The sequence below is a fragment of the Paraburkholderia guartelaensis genome (assembly GCF_004353905.1).
GTDB classification, from domain to species: domain Bacteria; phylum Pseudomonadota; class Gammaproteobacteria; order Burkholderiales; family Burkholderiaceae; genus Paraburkholderia; species Paraburkholderia guartelaensis.
Genome location: NZ_SMOD01000034.1, coordinates 61,343 through 79,725, shown reverse-complemented (window position 1 = coordinate 79,725; position 18,383 = coordinate 61,343). Strand labels below are relative to the sequence as shown.

General features: G+C 60.8%; 15 protein-coding genes and 1 pseudogene. 8 read left to right on the top strand and 8 right to left on the bottom strand.

The genetic code is table 11. The annotated features are described in order from the left end of the window. On the top strand, positions 1-237 hold a 237-nt coding region (locus tag E1N52_RS32470; protein ID WP_133187464.1), incomplete at its 5' end, for an integrase core domain-containing protein. A 157-nt stretch (positions 238-394) separates the two neighbouring features. Here the strand turns inward: E1N52_RS32470 and gmtX are convergent. The 6 genes and pseudogenes from gmtX to E1N52_RS32445 form a co-directional block, all read right to left on the bottom strand. Then, entirely contained in the window at positions 395-1,018 is a 624-nt protein-coding gene (gene gmtX, locus E1N52_RS45565; protein WP_425468175.1) for a gamma-mobile-trio protein GmtX, read from the bottom strand. A gap of 29 nt (positions 1,019-1,047) precedes the next feature. Further along, positions 1,048-4,170 carry a gamma-mobile-trio integrase GmtZ gene (gene gmtZ / locus E1N52_RS32465; RefSeq protein WP_133187590.1) on the bottom strand — a complete coding sequence of 1,041 codons (3,123 nt, stop codon included), beginning with the start codon at positions 4,168-4,170 and terminating at the stop codon, positions 1,048-1,050. A gap of 3 nt (positions 4,171-4,173) precedes the next feature. Next, positions 4,174-5,640 carry a gamma-mobile-trio recombinase GmtY gene (gene gmtY / locus E1N52_RS32460; protein ID WP_133187588.1) on the bottom strand — a complete coding sequence of 489 codons (1,467 nt, stop codon included), beginning with the start codon at positions 5,638-5,640 and terminating at the stop codon, positions 4,174-4,176. A gap of 9 nt (positions 5,641-5,649) precedes the next feature. Next, positions 5,650-6,000: a hypothetical protein gene (locus tag E1N52_RS32455; protein ID WP_133187586.1), complete on the bottom strand. Its 351-nt coding sequence runs from the start codon at positions 5,998-6,000 to the stop codon at positions 5,650-5,652. 131 nt (positions 6,001-6,131) lie between these two features. Next, positions 6,132-6,614, bottom strand: a pseudogene (locus E1N52_RS32450) (alpha/beta fold hydrolase); the annotation flags it as partial. Positions 6,615-6,893: 279 nt separating this feature from the next. Then, on the bottom strand, positions 6,894-7,802 hold the full coding sequence (locus tag E1N52_RS32445; RefSeq protein ID WP_133187584.1) for a LysR family transcriptional regulator: 909 nt from the start codon (positions 7,800-7,802) through the stop codon (positions 6,894-6,896). A 116-nt stretch (positions 7,803-7,918) separates the two neighbouring features. Between E1N52_RS32445 and E1N52_RS32440 the strand changes: the two genes are divergently transcribed. The 5 genes from E1N52_RS32440 to E1N52_RS32420 all read left to right on the top strand — a co-directional run bounded on the left by E1N52_RS32440 (position 7,919) and on the right by E1N52_RS32420 (position 13,621). Continuing rightward, a complete protein-coding gene (locus tag E1N52_RS32440) occupies positions 7,919-8,797 on the top strand; it encodes an alpha/beta fold hydrolase (protein WP_133187582.1) in 879 nt (292 codons plus the stop codon). 34 nt (positions 8,798-8,831) lie between these two features. Continuing rightward, on the top strand, positions 8,832-10,250 hold the full coding sequence (gene leuC, locus E1N52_RS32435; RefSeq protein WP_133187580.1) for a 3-isopropylmalate dehydratase large subunit: 1,419 nt from the start codon (positions 8,832-8,834) through the stop codon (positions 10,248-10,250). Next, on the top strand, positions 10,243-10,881 hold the full coding sequence (gene leuD / locus E1N52_RS32430) for a 3-isopropylmalate dehydratase small subunit (RefSeq protein WP_133187578.1): 639 nt from the start codon (positions 10,243-10,245) through the stop codon (positions 10,879-10,881). The genes leuC and leuD overlap by 8 nt, the downstream gene beginning before the upstream one ends. Positions 10,882-10,993: 112 nt before the next feature. After that, positions 10,994-12,310, top strand: a complete 1,317-nt coding sequence (locus E1N52_RS32425; RefSeq protein WP_133187576.1) for an MFS transporter — start codon at positions 10,994-10,996, stop codon at positions 12,308-12,310. A 120-nt stretch (positions 12,311-12,430) separates the two neighbouring features. Next, a complete protein-coding gene (locus E1N52_RS32420) occupies positions 12,431-13,621 on the top strand; it encodes a sugar transporter (protein ID WP_133187574.1) in 1,191 nt (396 codons plus the stop codon). A gap of 49 nt (positions 13,622-13,670) precedes the next feature. Here E1N52_RS32420 and E1N52_RS32415 read toward each other — a convergent pair whose 3' ends face one another. Together E1N52_RS32415 and E1N52_RS32410 are read right to left on the bottom strand one after the other, a co-directional pair. Continuing rightward, the gene (locus tag E1N52_RS32415; RefSeq protein ID WP_133187572.1) at positions 13,671-15,098 is read right to left on the bottom strand and encodes a sensor histidine kinase; all 1,428 of its coding nucleotides are present in this window, start codon (positions 15,096-15,098) and stop codon (positions 13,671-13,673) included. After that, a complete protein-coding gene (locus E1N52_RS32410; RefSeq protein WP_133187570.1) occupies positions 15,085-15,750 on the bottom strand; it encodes a response regulator transcription factor in 666 nt (221 codons plus the stop codon). Before E1N52_RS32410 ends, E1N52_RS32415 begins: the two co-directional genes overlap by 14 nt. Positions 15,751-15,909: 159 nt before the next feature. On the opposite strand from E1N52_RS32410, the gene E1N52_RS32405 reads away from it, so the two are divergent. Together E1N52_RS32405 and E1N52_RS32400 are read left to right on the top strand one after the other, a co-directional pair. After that, positions 15,910-16,956, top strand: coding sequence for an ABC transporter substrate-binding protein (locus E1N52_RS32405; RefSeq protein ID WP_133187600.1), 1,047 nt, complete (start codon positions 15,910-15,912; stop codon positions 16,954-16,956). Between the two features lie 88 nt (positions 16,957-17,044). Next, on the top strand, positions 17,045-18,304 hold the full coding sequence (locus tag E1N52_RS32400; protein ID WP_425468174.1) for an MFS transporter: 1,260 nt from the start codon (positions 17,045-17,047) through the stop codon (positions 18,302-18,304). Positions 18,305-18,383 lie beyond the last annotated feature (79 nt).

Genomic DNA, 18,383 nt, shown 5'->3' with positions numbered 1-18,383 from the left:
CTGTCGATGGACGGCAAAGGCGCCTGGCGCGACAACGTGTTTGTCGAGCGCGTGTGGCGCAGCATCAAGTACGAAGAGATTTATTTGAGAGCCTACGAGTCGGTCAGCCACGCCCGGCGCTCCATTGGCCAATACATTGAGCTGTACAACCGCAAACGTCCTCATTCGAGTCTGGCGGATCAGACGCCCGATGAGGCATACTTCGCGACGCTGCCAGCGATCAAATCGGCAGCATGATCGCCCCGGACGTTCCACTTAAAAATCGCGGGACCCTGTCCGAACAAGCGGCACCACCTCTAAAGTCCTGTCAATCGACTTCAAATTTCGGAATCGATCACTTAGGAGATCTTCATGTGTAGGCCGCTTTCGGTGCCATCCCCCAATGTATCTAGGTCTAATCGCTTTTGTTGCAAAGAGCCAAGATTTTCGTGATAGCTGTAGCGAATCCGGCTTGGAATACGACTTGTCCGGTTTCGCTGCATACTCTCCCTTCTTGGTCGAGCGTCCATCCCCAGTGCTCAAGCGTTCGATCCGACAATGCGGCCTTTAGTGCGCGCACCTCAATCATACTTAAACCTGGATCACTCCTATGAGGTCCCACGTTGGGCGGAGCTGCATGGGCTGACTCTATCCGGACCGTACTGGTCGTGTTTGCTAGGTGGCGAGCGGCCAACAACTGCGCACGTAACGATTCGATGTCTGCTAGCATCAAATTGATTCTGATTCGAAGGACAGGGTCTGGAATCCCCTCCAGGATCTCGTCCGCACGGTCAGGCTTGGACGTGACGCTCTTCCGGCTCCGTCCCCCCACGCTGTTAGCGTAGGCTTTCATCAATGCGCGATATTGCTCGCCCGTCCTATTCCGTATAGCGGCGGCACTCGGACCATTTCGCTCTGCGGATAACCGGCCAATCGTTGCCACCGAAAAATCCCGGCTTCCGCGCTCGTGCTGTTCTTCGCAGATCAGATAGATCAGCCGAAGAGACCTTTCCGTGCGCGGACTTGAATCGAGACACATGCTCTCGAGTAAGTCGCTGACTGTTACGTTCATATCTGCGAGCCTGGTAGAATTTTTCGCGTGTTGCGACGGTTGTCCCTGGCGAGTACGTCAGAAAACGCAACGCGCTTCCCAGACAGCTCTTCCAGGTACGAGGTCAATTCTTTTTTCAGACCAGAGTCTTCGAGCATGTGCCGCCCCTCTATTAACGCTCCCGCATCGGGTCTTCCTACGCGTCTCTGTAAAAACGTCACAAATTCGTTGCCAACGCGGAGCGACTCGTCATCGGAAAGTTCGGCAAAGACCGGCCGGCACGAATTCGTTGATAGCATGGCATCAAGAATTTTTGAGCGTCGAAGGTTCGCCATGGAGGAGTCCTCGGCTGGGTACACGTTAGCGACTTGACAAACAGAGTTGATCAGGTCGAAGTCCGAAGTCAACTCGATCGCCACATCTAGGTCGGCCTTGCTCCCGGCCAACACAAGATTGAGCCCATTTGAGGCGTTCGTCGATGCCATGATTGATTTGCATCGTTCAATAAGCTTGTAGGTGTCGTGCCAACTGGCCGCAATATCATCGACTTGTTTCATAAGCTGATCGCAGCGCTCATAGGCCAGGTCAAGTTGTGTACCGTCGAATGGGGAGTCTGCCTGTCGGCCTGCTTCGAGAAGTTGATTCTCAATGCGTTTGATCGCGTCAGATTGCTCTCTAAACTTCTTCGATGCTTCCATCAATCTATAACCAATCGCATTAAAGTGTGCGACTAACCCTCCGAGAAACGCGGGGCCGGTGATGAAAAAACGACATCGAACGCAGTTCTTTGCACCGCCAGGAACAGGGGCATAGTCAGACACGTTCCCTTTTACAGTCGTCACCTTGACCCCGCCGATTGAGCATCGATTCCCGCCGACGGGACAAATGCCCTTATCGCTGATCACCCATGCTCCGGGCTCTGTGGCAACTAGTGATTCGACAGCTGAGCTATCCAAGAACGCAGCATACTCTTTCACTTCTTCGATCTTTGAGTCAAGCAAGAACCGGACGAAGTTTTCTTTTTCTTTTTTTGCGATCTTTTCTTGTGCCATAGCCAGCTGTTCGGTGATATATGCTGGTCCTGTCTTAATGTAATAGAGCGTCATGACCAGAGAAGCGTGCCCTGCAATGCACTTGGAAAGTATTTCTATAGGTACGCCTCCTTCAGTGACGTATGCCGTTAGTAAGGATACCCGAAGGGTATGTAAATCGTAGATCGGGGAGCCGGCTCTACCGTAGACATCCCGTGTCTTTACGAAACGAATCACCTCTCCGTTGAGAAGCCGCTCACCACGCTCAGCGACGCGCCGCTCTAGTTCGTCCATGAGAATGTTCCAAAGAGAGCTTAACCGTGAACTCCGGATCGGGTACCGGGGATCAGCTGCACACGGATCGCGGAACAAAAAAGCGGCTTCTCCATGCTCGGCGAGTGCCTCTTTAGTAAACCGAGATTGGAACTCGACTTCGTTGACATCCTCCCAGTTTATGGGCGCTTCTATGGGGTTGTACTTCTCCTGCCAGTCTCGAATTTGCTGGGCCCAGGCGATTACCTGCTCATTTTGCCAAGGAATCTCATAACCGCGATCTTGGACCTCTCGAAACTGGTCGGCAGTTTTGTTCGTGTTAATAAAGAATCCGGTGAACGTCCTCAATACCTTTCGATCATCGAAACGACGCAGAAACCCCCGCCGAATTGGCACTGACGATGAATCGGGAGCCAGTGGTCCGTCATTTCCTATCCATTGACCATTGCGATAAATCTCGGTGTCGCACTCACCGGAGTCTAGGACTCTGACTTGGAACGTTCGAAGCGGGAGTTGCAGTTTGACCAGTAGCAAGATTGCGCGAACCGGTGACCACACTCGTTCCCACCTCTTCTCTGCCTTGTTATAGAATGCAAAGTAATCTGTAAGCTGCCGTTTTGGCCAGGCCATGTCGTCTTCAGTAAGAATTGAGACGAGTTCGTTGATGTAACGGATAGGCATGGCTTCCCGATGGGTCTGGTTTGGGTTGCCGCCAGATGCTTGCCTCGGGATGGGATTGTAATGCTCTGGAGATACAACGGGGTGACCGAAGTCGTCTTCAAGGGTGAGCTTCTCTAGGATAAACCAATCGAAAATGTCAGCTACATGGTTAACGACATTCGCTCGATAACGGTCAGATCCGATTTCCGCTTTCTCGTCAATCCACGACTTGAAAGACTTACACGGGCTATAGTCGCGGCGGCAGAACTGTGCAGGGCTCGGAATGTTCTCAGATTGCTCTAGCAGATACCGCAAAAAATGCGTACTTGCGGTTCTTCGGTGAATAAGATTTCGCTTTGCTTTTTCAATCCATTTTTCGAGAAGAGAGGCCCATGGCGACATGTCAGAATTCTCTTCTATCGCCCAAAGAAACTTATTGTCGACAACCTCTCCAGAGAGATGCCGTGTCCACCTCGCGCTAGGAAAAGCAGATGCGCGGCCATACTGATTCTTCTGGATAAAAAGCACACATTTGACCGCTCCGTAGAAGATTTTTTTTGTACCTTCCCATCGTTTCATGGAAAGGCTATCGTTGGTTAAATCGCCAATCTCTTTGATTCCTAAAGTGGTCGTGCAGCTTCGAAGGATCACGGTGGCGCTGCGATTCTTGACGGTATCGGATTTACTTGGACTTGCCTGCTTGATCTCATTGAACCAGGCGAAATGATGGGCGAGCGTGAACTCGTTGTATTGATAGAGGGCCTTTGAATCAAAGGGTAGCTTTGTCGGCCACGCTAATTGGTCGGCTGACCAGAGTGCAAGCAAAAGGTCGAGTGTACGGGTTTTGGCACCTTTCAGTCTTTTTCGCGTTTTTGAAAGATTCTCTACCTCCATGGTTACCGTAAGCAGTTCGTCGAGCGCAGCTTGGTATTCGGAAACTGTAGAAATATTTGAAAAAGCGCAAAGCGATTCTCTCAGTTCAGCCTTCGGTTCTCGGCTTTCGGTGAGTGACTCCCAGTGCTTTTGTTGCGCAACGCCAATAGCATTGATGCGTTCAAAATCAGGATGAGTAGGAATTTGAAACTTATCGTCAGAATGGCTGACGAATAGAATGTGGCCAGTTATTTCGGATTTAAATTCGGTGAACTTCCCAACCTCACTGAAAGCATATTTCATAACTCAGTACGCTCCTTCGATCTGATCGAAAATTGACGCAGGCAATCCAGATAGCTTTGTCTGTGCGTCTCGGAGAGCAGCGTCCACTTTCGCGTCCGAAGGCGCCGTATAGACTTCCTGAGAACGCCGGGATTTATGATGCATCACCCTCTGGATAATCAACTGTGGTACATCATTGTCCGAAAGTCTTTGCCCGAAGGCGTGGCGATGACCGTGTGGCGTCGTCCCGAGCGCCTTCGCCGGCGTCAAACCAATTCGCTTGACGGCACGAGCGTGACTCTGTCGATAAGAGTCCACCGTATACGGCTCGCCGCGATATTCACCCTTGCCGCTGACTAACAGATAAGGGTGTCGACTATGCCTAGACCGACAACTGGCGATATAGATCCGAAATAAGGCAAGGAACAGATCTCCCCAGTACGAAGGAAACCAATGGACCTTAGCGAACTTGTCGCGCTCATCAGATAGATGCAGGTCCTTCCATCCCGCGTGAAAACGACCCTCAACCAGATTTCGGGGTTGAAGACCGTAGTTGACCCTCAAATATTCTTCCCTTTCGGCCACACGTGGCCTGCCGGTGATCGGGTCAAGATAGTCTAATGGCGCCTTCCCTTGCTCAGGGTGATATAGGCGCACATGCGGCACCATTGAGTCGCCCGAAATGAGTACATCGGAAACGAAAAGATGAAACGGCTCCGATTCTCGTAATCCGCCACCGTGAAGGAGCACGGTGACTAACATGTCGCGTACGTTGTAACGCTCATGGAAGTGGGGTGACTTGGCTTTTCCTGGGATGACGAAACCTTCGAATAGCAAATCCCAAATTCGCTCTTCGGGAAAACATTTGACCGGCGCGCTGAAGCTGCTGGTGTTCTTCCGCGGGATCTTGACAGTTCGTGATGCCTTCGCACGTTCCGTAACGGCTTCGCGATATGCGGTGTGCGCGAGCAATGCCGCCGCATGTCGTCGATCAAATCTGCGCCAGTAGGCTATCTGTTCTGCCCATGAAGCAGTAGTCCAGGGGTTCAACGCCTTTGCGCTGTAACGCGTGACCAACCAGTCTGATAAGTTCGTTATTTGTCTGAGCAACATCGTCGCGCGGGCTGTGGTCTTGGGTTCCCACCACAATCCGGTCGGGTCATCTCCCCCGAGTTCGATCGTTCCGCCGACAAGGGCGTCTGCGAACGCTTCGAAAACTAGCGGACGCTCTGCAGCATCACGAAAATGTGCGGCGTTAGCTTTCAGGAAGTCAACAAACAGGCCCGCCGCGCGGGTCACCTCCTTTTGCCACGAAAGGGATCGCGTCCTGCCTTTCTCATAGCAGTACTCAATAAGCTGGACGACCGGAGTCGGTTGACACGACACACCATTCAACACGTACAGGACGTGAATCTTGCGGTCGGTATAGCCGGGCCGCTTTACATTTGAATATGCGACGGTGTGGTGCCGAGCGATTTCGCGCCGCAACATTTCTTTCCCCTATCGTTGAACCGATCGTCCTGCAGTGTCGGTTTCGTCGATTTGTGCTTCGAGGCAGATTTTTACCGCGTGGACGAAATTCGTTCCGGTCAGATGCCTGACAAAGTCAATCGTTCCGCCGCCACCACGACCTGGCGTATTGGCCGCTAGTTCGTTGAACCATTTTTCGCCAGTCAAAATGAAGCGGAACTCTCTCCCCTCGAAGTTCACATTTACGCGGACGCTTTTGCTCGACCTGTCCAGTGGCTCATAACTCGGGTCGCGCTTGTGATGTGCCCCCAAATAATTTAGCACTGCAGAGTAGGAGACGCCTCGGGCTTTCCGGATGTCGTCGGTTGTCCACGGTCCCATGAAAGTCACTCCTGAAGAGCACTCCTCTTGTTATATATATGAACTAGCAACATGGCAAACGAAAGGTCAAAAATAGAGCGGCGCGCTGCGCAGGATGAGCACCCCCGAACCCGATATATTGCATTTGCGTCACTAGCATAACCCTTGAAGAACTGCGAGCGGTCGTCGATCACGCCCTTGCGGATGCCGTCGAACACATCCTTGGGCAGGCCGCCCGGATTTTTCTCGCTCTTGATCATGATGGGCGGCACCGCGCCGATCAGCACCGCGCCCGAGACGCGCTTCGTGCCGTGGCGGCCGATGTAGTGCGCGACTTCGCCGCCACCCGTGGAGTGGCCGACGAGCGTGGCGTCCTGCACGTCGAGTTTGTCGAGCAGGTCGGCGAGATCGTCGGCCCAGGTGTCCATGTCGTTGCCCTTGGCGGGCTGATCGGAGCGGCCGTGGCCGCGGCGGTCGTGCGCGATCGTGCGAAAGCCGTTTTGCACGAGAAAGAGCATTTGAGCGTCCCAGGCATCGGCGGTAAGCGGCCAGCCGTGGGAGAACACGACGGGCTTCCCGCTGCCCCAGTCCTTGTAGTAGATCGACGTGCCATCGCGGGTGGTGAAGGTGCTCATGGAAACTCTCCAGTTTCTTTTACAGCATCACAAAGCAGGCAGACGCCGGCGCGTCAGCGCGCGCGGTTGCGCTTCGCGCGGGGTTCGTGGCGGCGTCCAGGGATGGGCAATGCGGGTGGAACGTGCCGGCGCCTGCACGTCACGGAAAGGGGCAGGCGGCACGCGGGTCAGTATAGAGAGAACGCCTGAGCGATGACGCGAAGCTGTGCGGCCTGAAACCCGCCCGGCGTTGCGGATGTATGCAGACGGCTTGTGAGCTTCAGCCTCGCCGTCGCGCGGCTAGGCGACTTCCGCGCCGACCGCATCGCGCAGATAGTCGCCGAGAAAATCGACAAAACTGCGCAGCTTCGCGGAGAGCTTGTTGCGCTCGAGATAGATCGCGTGGATATCGGCGTTCGGCAGCGCCCAATCCGCAAGCAGCGGCACGAGTGCGCCGCGCTCGATCGCCTCGCCGATTTCCCACTGCGAACGCACGACGATGCCGCGACCGTCGAGCGCCCAGCGCAGCACGGTGCTGCCGTCGTTGCTCGACAGCGCGCCGTCGACCTTCACGGTTTCCGTGCGCTTGCCGCGCGAGAAGTGCCAGGTTCCGTATGCCGAGTCGTTTTCGCGCAGCACGATGCAGGCGTGGCGCGTCAGATCGTGCGGCGCCGACGGCTTGCCGTGCTGCTTCAAATACGCCGGCGACGCACACACGATGCGCCGGTTCTTCAGCAGCAACCGCGCGTTGATGCGCGCGTCGGGCACCTCGCCGAAGCGGATGCCGAGATCGAAGCCTTCTTCCTGAAGACTGAGTGGCCGCTCCGTCAATTGCAGCTGGATTTTCATCGACGGAAATCGCTCGACGTAAGCGGACACCGCCGGCGCGACATGCGCGCGGCCAAAACCAAACGACGCGTTCACGCGCAGCAGGCCGGCCGGTTCGCCGCGGCTGCGCGTGACGAGTTGCTCCAGTTCCGAGAGTTCGTCGAGGATGCGCGAGCCGTTCGCGAGATAAAGCTCGCCTTCCGGCGTGAGAGACAGACGCCGCGTGGTGCGGTTCACGAGCCGCACGCCAAGGCGCTGCTCCAGTTGCGCGAGCCGCTTGCTCACGGCGGGCGGCGTGACCCCCAGCTCGCGTGCCGCCGCCGCCAGATTGCGGTTGCGCGCCACGAGTGCGAAGAGATTCAGATCGGAAAACGCGTCCATTGCCCGCTCCCGTTGCCTTACGTGATTCGTTCCTGGAAGTTACGACCGGATTGCTTTTGCGGAAACCCAATCGCTGAAGGCATCAATTAGACTGCATGCAACCTCGGGAGACAAGCATGTTCGACGGTTTCACAGACGCTTCAGCAGACATCGAAGGCGTTCGCATTCACGCAATCAAGGGCGGACGCGGCCCCGCGCTGCTGCTCCTGCACGGTCACCCGCAAACGCACGCCATCTGGCACAAGGTGGCGCCAACGCTCGCGGAGAATTTCACGGTAATTGCCGCCGACCTGCGCGGCTACGGCGACAGCGGCAAACCGCAGGGCACGCCCGACCACGCCAACTACGCGAAGCGCCGCATGGCGCTCGACCAGGTGGCGCTCATGCGCGGCCTCGGCTTCCCGTCGTTCGCGGTCATGGGACATGACCGCGGCGGACGCGTCGCCGCGCGCATGGCGATCGATCATCCGGACGCGGTTACGCAGCTCATCACGCTCGACGTCGCCCCAACCGTTGCGATGTACGAGCAGACGTCGTTCGAATTCGCGCGCGCTTACTGGCACTGGTTCTTTCTGGTGCGCCCGGCGCCGTTTCCGGAAACGCTGATACGCGCCGACCCCGATCTGTATCTGAAGCAGACCATGGGCGCGCGCAGCGCAGGGCTCGCGCCATTCGCGCCCGAGGCCTACGCGGAATATTTGCGCTGCCTCTCGGACCCGGCGACGGCACACGGCATCTGCGAGGACTATCGGGCTTCGATCACCATCGACCTCGAACACGACCGCGCGGATCTGGCGGCGGGCAAGCGCATCGAGTGCCCGTTCCTCGCGTTGTGGGGCGCGCACGGCACGGTTGGCCAGTGCTTCGATCCGCTAGCCGAGTGGCGTAGCTGGAACGGCGGCGTGAGCGGCGAGGCGCTACCGTGCGGCCACTACCTCGCGGAAGAAGCGCCCCAGTTGCTCCTCGAACGCGTGCTGCCGTTTCTTAAGCGCTGATCCGTTCGTTCGTCACTTTTAGTCGGGCTTCATCATGTCCTCACAAACGCTTTACCGGAAACTGGTTGATTCGCACACCGTATCGATCATCGACGCCGAGCACGTTCTGCTCTACGCCGATCTGCACATCATGAACGAGTACACGAGCCCGCAAGCGTTCGCGGGGCTGCGTGAGAAGGGCCTGCGCGTACGGCGCCCGCGCCAGCAGATGGGCGTGGTCGATCACGTGATTCCCAGCAAGCCGGTGCCCGTGGCCGCGCGCACGATCGAGATCGTCGATGCCGCGAAGCAGGCCGCGAACTTCACGCGCAACTGCGTGGAGCAGGGCATTCATCTGTTCGATATCCACGACCCCATGCAGGGCATCGAGCATGTGGTTGCGCCCGAGATCGGTCTGATTCGCCCCGGCATGGTCGTGCTGTGCGGCGACAGCCACACGACAACTTACGGCGCGCTGGGCGCGCTCGGCTTCGGCATCGGCACTTCGGAAGTCGAGCACGTATTGGCGACGCAGACGCTCGTGTATCGCGTCGCGAAGGACATGCGCATCGTGGTGGACGGCGTGCTGCCGCCGGGAACGACATCGAAGGATCTCGTGCTGCACATCATTGCGAAGATCGGCGCGCAGGGCGCGCGCGGCTACGCCGTCGAATATGCGGGCGCAGCGATCGCCGGGCTTACCGCCGAGGCGCGCATGACCCTCTGCAACATGACGGTGGAGGCGGGCGCGCGCGCCGCGCTGATCGCGCCGGACCGCACGACGCTCGACTACGTGGCCGGCAAGGTCCGCGACCTTGACGCGAAGACGCTCGACGCAGCGTGCAACGCGTGGTCGCAACTGCGCTCCGATGACGACGCGCAATTCGAAATCGAGCATCGCTTCGACGCCGCGCGCGTCGCGCCTTACGTGACATGGGGGACGAGCCCGGACCAGGCGGTGCCGGTGGACGGCCGCATTCCCGAGGCAGCCGAAGGCGCGGGTCTCGACGCCGCGACGCTGCACAAGTCGCTCGATTACATCGGGCTTGCCGCAGGCGCGCCGATCGAGGGTACGCCCATCGACCGCGTGTTCATCGGCTCCTGCACGAACGCGCGCATCGAGGATCTTCGCGCCGTCGCCAAGGTCGTGCGCGGCCGCAAGGTGGCCGCGACGGTGCGCGCGATGGTCGTGCCGGGCTCGGGCATGGTGCGCGATCAGGCTGAGCGCGAAGGCATTGCGCAAGTGCTGATCGACGCGGGGTTCGAGTGGCGCCAGCCGGGCTGCTCGATGTGTCTCGCGATGAACGATGACGTGCTCGCGCCCGGTGAGCGCTGTGCGTCGACGACGAACCGCAATTTCGAAGGGCGCCAGGGGCGCGACAGCAAAACACATTTGATGAGCCCCGCGATGGCCGCTGCCGCCGCGATAGCGGGCCGCATCGTCGACATTCGCAAGGAGCTTGCACATGGCTAAGCCGTTCATGATCTCGGGCGTTGCCGCGCCGCTGCCGGTCAACAACCTCGACACCGACCAGATCATGCCCAAGCAGTTTCTGCTCGGCATCGACAAATCGGGACTCGCGCGCGGGCTGCTGTACGACTTGCGTTTCGATGCCGACGGCCGCGCGCGTGAGACGTTCGTGCTCAATCGCGCCGAATATCGTGGCGCGAAGGTGCTGATCGGCGGCTCGAACTTCGGCTGCGGATCGAGCCGCGAACACGCCGTGTGGGGCCTGCAGCAGGCGGGTTTCGAAGCCGTGATCGCGCCGAGCTATGGCGAGATCTTCTACTTCAATTCGACGAACAACCGCCTGCTCCTCGTCACGCTGCCGCCGGAACAGGTCGAGGCGCTGGTCGCGGAAATGGCGAACGGCGACGACAAGCACGTGTCGATCGATGTCGAAAACGAAGTCGTGATCGCGCCTTCGGGCAAGCGCTACGCGTTCTCGCTGCCGCCGCGCCAGAAGCAGATGCTCGTGGAAGGGCTCGACATGATCGGCATGACGCTGCGCCAACAGGAAGCGATCGACGCATTCGAGGCGAAACACTGGGCCGCGCAACCGTGGTGCCGCATCGATCTTCCGGCGCAACAGCAGCGCGGCTGATCACCCCGCAGTCAGCTCCTCATTCATAACCAGACCGTTCGTGCAACGCACGCAACGGCACAGGGGCGCACTCGCTGCCACGCGCGGCAAGTGCGCCCATACGGAGACACCCATGAACATTGCCGCAGTCCATCCGCAGGACGCCGCCGCGCTGGAGCCCAGCGTCGTGCGCAAAGTCTCACGACGTATCACGCCGTTCATCATCGTCCTGTATTTCCTGAGCTTTCTGAATCGCGTGAATGTCGGCTTCGCCGGGCTCACGATGAATCATGACATCGGGCTCACGCAGGCCATGTTCGGCGTTGGCGCGGGGATTTTCTTCGTCGGCTATATTGCGGCCGGCATGCCGTCCAACCTCGCGTTGCAGCGCGTCGGCGCACGTAGATGGATCGCATTGCTGATGGTTGCATGGGGTCTGCTTTCCGCGGCCACGGCGCTCGTCACGGGCCCGTACAGCTTCTATACGCTGCGCTTCGTGCTCGGTCTTGCCGAAGCGGGTTTCTTTCCCGGCATCATTCTCTACCTGAGCTTCTGGTTTCCCGCGCGCCATCGCGCCTTCGTCACGGCCATGTTCATGACCGCCGCGCCGCTCTCGAACATGATCGGCTCGCCCATCTCGGGCGCGCTCATGAGCCTCGAGGGCGTGGCGCATTTGCACGGCTGGCAGTGGCTTTTCCTCGTCGAAGGCGCGCCGACTGTGCTGCTCGGCATCGTTTCGTACTTCTACCTGACCGACCGGCCCGAGGACGCACAATGGCTTGCGCCCGCCGAGCGGCAGTGGCTGAGCGGCGAAATGCGGCGCGAACGCGAAGCGAAGGCGGCGCAGAGCAAATCGAGCGTGTGGGGCGCCGTGAAGGACCCGCGCGTGCTGCTGCTCGCGCTCGTCTATGCGGGCACGTCGACCGGGCTCTACGCCATCGGCATCTGGGCGCCGATGATCATCCACCACTTCGGCTTCAGCTACTTCGAACTGGGTCTCGTGAACGCGATTCCGAATCTGTTCGCGGTGGTGACGATGGTGCTCTGGGCGCGCAACTCGGACCGCACGAACGAACGCCGCCTGCACGTTGCGATTGCGTGTCTCGCGGCCGGTATCGGCATGCTGATGTCCGGACACGCCGCCAACGCCATTGTGCTGATCATTGGGCTCTCGATCGCGAACTTCGGCATCAACGCGGCGAAGCCGCCGCTCTGGAGCATGCCCACGCAGTTTCTCTCGGGTTCCGCTGCCGCTGCGGGCATTGCGATCATCAACGCGATGGGCAGCCTCATCGGCGGCACGATCGGGCCGATGGTGATCGGCCGGCTGCGCGACTTGAGCGGCGACTATTCGCTAGGGCTGTATTTCGTCAGCGCGACGCTGCTCGTTTCCGCTGTGCTCGCGTATGCGTTCGGGCTGCGTGCCCGAAGAAGGCACCCGCAGCCGTGAAACGAGCGGACTCGGCCCGCGCCGCTTGCGGCGGGGGCCGGAAGAGGCCCTGTACGCTTCAGGGATCGGATGCCGCGCGATACGCGATAATCGCGCTTTATCGATCCCCGCATCTATCGTATGTCGACGCCTGAACCGGTCTCTTCCGGCCAATCCTGGTGGGGCGTGCTCGTATTGGCGCTTTCGGCCTTCATTTTCAACACGACCGAATTCGTGCCGGTTGCGTTGCTCAGCGCCATTGGCGACAGCCTGCACATGAAGCCGACCGACGTCGGCCTCATGCTGACGATCTACGCGTGGACGGTGGCCGTGGCGTCGCTGCCCTTGATGCTGCTGACGCGCAACGTCGAACGCCGCAAGCTGCTGACCTGGATATTCGCGCTCTTCGTCGTCAGCCATATCGTGACCGGTGTGGCCTGGAATTTCACAGTGCTGATGGTGGGCCGGATCGGCATTGCGTTTGCGCACGCCATCTTCTGGTCGATCTCCGTCTCGCTGGTGGTGAGGCTCGCGCCGCCCGGCAACAAGAGCCGGGCGCTCGCCATGCTCGGCATGGGCACCTCGATCGCCATGGTGGCGGGCATACCGCTTGGGCGCGTGATTGGCGAGACGCTGGGCTGGCGGCAGACTTTCTTCGTCATTGCGGGCGCGGCGGCGTTCGCGTTGCTCATGCTGCGCGTGATGCTGCCGTTGCTGCCGAGCCAGCAAACGGGCTCGTTCAGCAGCGTGCCCGTGCTGTTCAGAAAGCCGATGCTGGCTTCGCTTTATCTGCTCACGATACTCGTCGTTACCGCGCACTTCACGTCGTATACGTATATCGAGCCCTTCATTCACGCCGTGGGCCACGAAAGCAGTCAACGCATCACCTATATCCTGATCCTGTTCGGCAGTGCCGGCATTCCCGCGGCAGTATTCTTCAATCGGCTTTATCCGCGCGATCCGGCGCAGTTCCTGCAAGCGGCTGTGATCGCCTTGTGCGTGTGCCTGCTCGTGCAGTTTCCCGCCGTGCTGAGCATCGTCACGTTGTCCGTTCACACGCTGGTGTGGGGCGGCGCGATCGTTTCCTTCGGCCTTGCCATGCAGGCATGGGTGCTCAAGCTCGCGCCCGAAGCTGCGGACCTCGCGGTCTCGATTTATTCCGGCCTCTACAACGTGGGGATCGGCGCGGGCGCGCTGCTCGGCAACCATATTGCCAATGGCTTCGGCGTGTCGTGGCTAGGCAGCTTCGGCGGCGTGGTGGGCGGTCTTGGGGCTGGAGTATGCTGGCTCGCATTGCGCATGTATGCGCGGGCGCATCCATCAGGGCACTGATGCACCGCGTGCGGCGACGAACTCGCGCTCCAACGCTTTCGCGAGGCGTTCACAGTGGCGTAGCGGGAGGCGTCTCGCCTTCAGTAGGAGGAAACGTCAGCACCACGGCAAACCCGCCCTCGGCGGGAAACGCAAAGTTCACGCGCCCGCCGTGTGCCTTCATCACCGCTTGCACGATGGCGAGCCCAAGGCCGGAGCCGGTCGTGCGCTCCGCGCCTTCCTGGCCGATGCGCTCGAATGGACGCAACGCGGCGTCCCAGTGTTCGCGCGCGATGCCTTGACCGTTGTCGGTCACGGTCAGCGTGACGGCCTCCTGCGAGGCGCTCACGGTGACGACAATATCGTCCGCCTTGCCGTGCAGCAGCGCGTTGTGCAGCACGTTCGACAGCGCTTCCTGCAGGCTCACGGGGTCGCCCGCGATCCAGACCTGCGGCGCGCTGCTTTCGAATGCCACTTTCACGTCGCGTTCGTCGGCGAGCGGAATGGTGCGTCCCAGCACTTCTCTGGCGAGCTTCGCGAGGTCCACGCGCTGCAGCGGGACCACTTCCGTGCGATGAATCACCATCGCGTGATTGAGCAGCTGGCCGGTGAGCCGGCCCACGTCCGAGCAGGTGGCGCGCAATGCTTCGAGCCGCGCGGCGTGGCGCGCGGGATCGGACTCGGTGCTGAGCAATTCGATCTGCGCGTCGAGACGCGCGATCGGCGTACGCATCTGGTGCGCGGCGTCGGCGATAAAGCGCTGCATGGCCGTCATGCGTTCCGCGAGGCGGCCGATCAGCCCGTTGATGGCGCCGATCAGCGCGTTGATTTCGCTCGGCGTGTCGTGCGCCACGGGCCGCAGATCGGCCGGGTCGCGCGCGGCGATGATCTGCTCGATCTGCGCAAGCGGACGCAGGCCGCGCCGGATCGCAAGGCCGCTCGCGCCGATGGCGAGCACGCTCATCAGCAAAATGAGCGTCCAGACCTTGAGGCTCATGTCGTTCGTGAGCTGCTGGCGGGCATGCGTCGTCTGCGCGACGGTGACGAGGGCCCAGCCTGGCGGCCGCGCATCCGGCATGTAGCGCCCGATGGTCGCGGTGCGCACGCGCTCGCCCTGGTAGCGGGCGTTCGCGAATGTCGGACCCTGATGCGCGCTCATCGCGCTCTTCGTATCGGCGGGACCGGGAAGGTCGCCATAACCCGCGACGACGAGGCCGCGCGCGTCGACCACTTTGTAGTAGACGACGTCATAGCGCGAGAGCGTGGAGAGCGCGGCCACCGGCGGATTGAGCGCGAGCACGCCGCCTTGCACGTAGAGGTTCTCGGCGACCTGGATGGTTGCGCCCGCAAGCAGCTGATCGTAGGCGCGCTCGGAAGCGACGCCCGCGTAATAGCGCGCGATGCCCGCGAGCGCCGCTGCGCCCGAAGCCACGACGAGCGCGATGAAGAGCAGCGTGCGCCCGAGCAGCGTTTTCGGGAACCAGTCAAAGCGCGGCAATTTGATATCCCATGCCGCGCGCCGTGCGGATTTCGACTGAGCTGCCCTGCAGCTTCTTGCGCACACGCGTGACGTATTGTTCGACGGCGTTCGCAGTCGGCTCGTTGCCGTAGCTGAACAACTGATTCAGCAATTCTTCCTTCGGGAAGATGCGTTGCGGACGGCTGGCGAGGATTTCGAGCAGTGCGAATTCCTGGCGCGAAAGCGAAAGCGGTTTGCCGTCGAGTTCGGCAAGCCGGCTGCTGCGGTCGATGGCGAGACCGCCCAGCCTCACCACATCGTTCGCGTGCCCGCTGTTGCGGCGCAGGAGCGCCTGCACGCGCGCTTCGAGTTCGCGATAGTCGAACGGCTTGACGAGGTAGTCGTCGGCGCCGAGGCCGAGGCCGCTCACGCGATCGTCGATGGCCGAGCGTGCGGTGAGGAGCAGCACCGGCGTGGTCGAGCCCGCCGCACGCAGATGGCGCAGAATCTCGAAGCCGTCCATGGCGGGAAGCATCACGTCGAGCACGACCAGATCGAAGCGCTCCACGCCAAGCAGGCTGTTCGCCGTGGCGCCGTTTGCTTCGAGGTCCACCGCGTGACCGAGGCGCGTGAGGCGGCTGCGGACCGCCGCGCCGATTTCCGCGTCGTCCTCTACCACCAGAATGCGCATGATGCCGTTCCTGCCAAAATCTTCATGGGTGCGATTGCGGGTTTTCCCCGAGGTCTACTCTGTATGTTTCTCAGCATTTTCTCAGACTCGCCCGGTAATCTCGCGAACCATGGAAGATAGAGCGACGTGATTACGACACGAACCAACGGAGACGGCAAGATGCGCGTGAAGTTGCCGCGGCCTTCACCGCGTCGGCGCGCGCTCGTTGTGGCCGGGCTTGGCGCGGCTGCCGTTGCCGCGGGGCTCGCGCCTGCCTGGGTCAGGGCCACGCCGCGCACGGTGCGCATTTCCAAGGGCTATGGCCTGCTGTATCTGCCGCTGCTCGTGATGGAAAAGGCGCGGCTCTTCGAGCGCCATGCGGCCCGCCAGGGGCTCGCGGACGTGAGCGTGGAGTGGGTGAGGCTCGACGGCGGCAATTCTGTCGACGACGCCATGATGGCCGGCACGCTCGACTTCGCCGCCGTGGGCGCGCCCGGCTTCATCGAACTGTGGGCGCGGGCGCGCGGCATACCGAACGTCGAGGTGATCGGCATCAGCGGCCTTTCGGCCACGGCGCTCTCGCTCAACACGAACCGGCCGCAGATCGCGACGCTGCGTGATTTCACGAGCGCCGATCGCATTGCGGTGCCAGGCATTCGCACCTCGCTTTCGGCCGTCGTGCTGCAAATGGTGGCGAGCAAGCTGCTCGGGCCGCAGCACTTCGCGCAACTCGATTCGATCACCGTCGGTCTGCCGCATCCGCAGGCCATGCAATCGTTGATCCGGCGCGAGGGCGGCATCACCGCGCATTTCGCGTCGCCGCCATTTTCGACGCTCGAATTGCAGCAGCCGGGCATCCACCGCGTGGTCAATTCGGTCGACGTGCTCGGGCCGCTCACGCTCGACGTGGTGTTCGCGCCCAAGCGCCTCGTCGACACCGAGCCGGCGCTGGCAAAAGCGTTCCTTCACGCGCTCGACGAGGCGAACCGGATGATTGCGAAGGACAAGGCGGCCGCGGCGCAGATCTATGTCGATTCGTCGGGCTTCGGCGCGTCGCGCGAGCACGTGGTGCAGACGCTCTCCGCACCGGAGTCGCGCTTTTCCGTCTGGCCCGAGCAGTTGATGGAGTACGTGGATTTTCTGTACATGGTGGGCACGATCAAGGCGAAGCCGCGCACATGGAACGACATGTTCGTGGCGATGCTCGGGGATTTCCGTCCGTCCTAGACATACGCATAGACACAAATAAACGTAGGAGAACAGAGTGAATACAGACTCAACCGTCGATCAACAATCCGTCGAAGAGCGGGATGTCATGTCGAAGATCGCGCGCCGCCTCATGCCGATCCTCGTCGTGATGTTCCTGATTTCGTTCATCGACCGGCAAAACGTCGGCTTCGCGAAGCTGCAGATGGTGCACAGCCTCAACATGACCGAAACGGCGTTCGGCCTTGCGTCGTCGCTGTTCTTCATCGGTTATCTGCTGTTCGAGGTGCCTAGCACTCTCGCGCTGCACCGCTTCGGCGCGCGCGTGTGGCTCGCGCGCATCATGCTCACCTGGGGCTTGATTACGGTGCTGATGGGCTTCACCACCTCGATGAAGGTGTTCTGCGGCCTGCGCCTCGCGCTGGGTGTCGCCGAAGCCGGCTTCTATCCCGGCGTGATCTACTACCTCACGCTGTGGTTTCCGCAAAGCTATCGCGCGCGCGTCCTCGGCATCTTCACGCTGGGCAGCGCGCTCGCCAATATGCTGGGCTCGCTCGTGGGCGGCTGGCTGCTGAGCCTCAATGGCGTATGGGGCCTCGCCGGCTGGCAGTGGGTGTTCATCGCCACGGGCCTGCCCGCCGTGCTGGTCGGGATCGCCGTGTTCAGGCTGCTGCCGGCGTCGTACCAGGAAGCGCGCTTTTTGAACGAGCGCGAAAAGCAGATCGTGGCGGCCGCGCACGAGCGCGAAAAGCCCGAGCACGCCGAACACTCGCAGCCCTGGAAGGCGCTGCTCGATCCGCGTGTGATGCTGTTCGCGGCGACCTATATGCTGATGTCGACGTCGCTCTACGGCGTGACCTACTGGCTGCCCACGCTCGTGAAGTCGTTCGGTGTGTCGAGCAGCGTGAACGGGCTGTTGAGCATGTTGCCGTGGGCGCTTGCGGTATTGCTGCTGCTGTGGCTGCCGTCGAAGCTGCGCCGCGCGAAAAGCATTCTTCGTGCGATGGCGATCGTCGCGGCGCTCGGCACGCTGGGCTTCCTGCTGTGTCTCCTGCTGCCCTCCACGCCGCTGCGCTTCATCGCGCTCGTGTTCGGCGGCGCGTGCATTCCGCTGCTGTATCCGTGCTTCTGGTCGATGCCGCCGCGCTACTTCACCGGCGCGCGGGCGGCGGCGAGCGTGGCTGCGATCAACTCGATCGGCAATCTCGGCGGCTTCTTCGGCCAGAACCTCATGCCGCTCGCGGGCAAGCTCACGGGCACCGCGTTCGGCCCGATGATCGTGCCGATCGTGTGCCTCGCGGTGCTTGGTCTCGGCGTCGTGGTGGCGTGGGGACGTTCCGGGCGCGCTATGGAAGGCGTGCCGGCCTGAGCGCGGCATGCACCTGGTTTGACGGCGGCGCCACGCGTGCGCGATCATGCCGCTTCGGTTGGAAATCGCTGCGACCACA